1 protein-coding gene is annotated in these 1354 nt (G+C 42.0%); it reads right to left on the bottom strand.

All coding sequences use genetic code 11. The annotated features are described in order from the left end of the window. Positions 1–71 precede the first annotated feature (71 nt). Entirely contained in the window at positions 72–1052 is a 981-nt protein-coding gene (locus A3738_RS09980; RefSeq protein WP_068479732.1) for a rhodanese-related sulfurtransferase, read from the bottom strand. Positions 1053–1354: the final 302 nt, after the last annotated feature.

The raw sequence follows: 1354 nt of genomic DNA, 5'->3' as shown, positions 1-1354 counted from the left end.
AGATGCAAAGAGAAAAAGATTGAGTTGAAGTAGCGCAAACGACACCGTTCACGCTACTTTTATCAGATGTATTACTGCGCTTCTTGCTGCGCTTTAATCGCCGCGACTTTCTTATCACGATTTTGAGCAATAGCTTCAGTTGCTTCACTACCAATATGGCCTTGGCCACGTGCGCGCGCTAAGTCAATCTGTTTTTGACGTTCTTCGAATCGTTTGATCTGGCTAGGCGTGTGTTTGCCAAAACACTTAGGACAACTCACACCTTTTTTGTAGTGTTCGTGTTCCATATCTTCGGCAGTAATTGGAAGTCGACATGCGTGGCACTGATCATAAGCGCTTTTGTTTAGATCATGATCAACCGCAACACGATTATCAAACACGAAGCAATCGCCTTCCCACATCGTATCTTCTTTAGGGACTTCTTCCAGATATTTAAGGATGCCACCCTCTAGATGATAAACCTCATCAAAGCCCTTTTCTTTTAGGAAAGCTGTCGATTTTTCGCAACGAATGCCGCCCGTACAGAACATAGCGACTTTTTTATGCTTAGCAGGATCTAAATGTTCATCAACATAAGCCGGGAATTCTCTAAAGGTATCAGTTTTAGGGTTTACGGCACCCTCAAACGTACCAATCTCATACTCATAATCATTACGCGTATCAATCAGTACAACTTCAGGATTAGAAATAAGCGCATTCCAGTCTTTAGGTTTGACGTATGTGCCAACAACTTTTTTAGGATCGATACCCTCTACCCCCATCGTGACAATTTCTTTTTTAAGTTTCACCTTGGTGCGGTAAAACGGTTGAGATTCATCAAACGAAAGCTTGTAATCAATATCTGCAAACTCGGGGATAGCTTTAAACCAAGTTAATAAGGTTTCAATGGATGCTTCGGTGCCAGATACCGTGCCGTTGATTCCCTCGCTTGCTAGCAATAATGTACCGCGTACATCGTTTTCTAGCATTTTATCTAGTAAGGGCTGGCGAAGTTCTTTGTAGTTTGGCAAGTCGACGAATCGATACATGGCACATACGGTGATGTCAGACATATACATGTTCCTGTGTTCAGCGACCAGAACGTAAAACTGGCGCGTTTAATAAGAGCGGCGCATTATAACGGCATATTGTGCAATTGGTAGTCAGCGAGCACCAAGCTCGCCATTTACAACAAACACCCATACACTATATATGGTTATAAAAGGCTAACCATTCCTACTACTTTTTAATCCAATTTGGTGCACGGCAGTGCCCACTTAACGTCTAAGCCGCACCAAAATAAGCCCTACAAAAGTCAATAAATATTTAAGGTTTTTTCATCAAAAAAAGACACAAGAGAATCTTCACATACCAC

The organism is Oleiphilus sp. HI0066, assembly GCF_001635725.1.
Note: the sequence above shows the minus strand (reverse complement) of the source record. Positions and strands in the feature narration are given on the sequence as shown.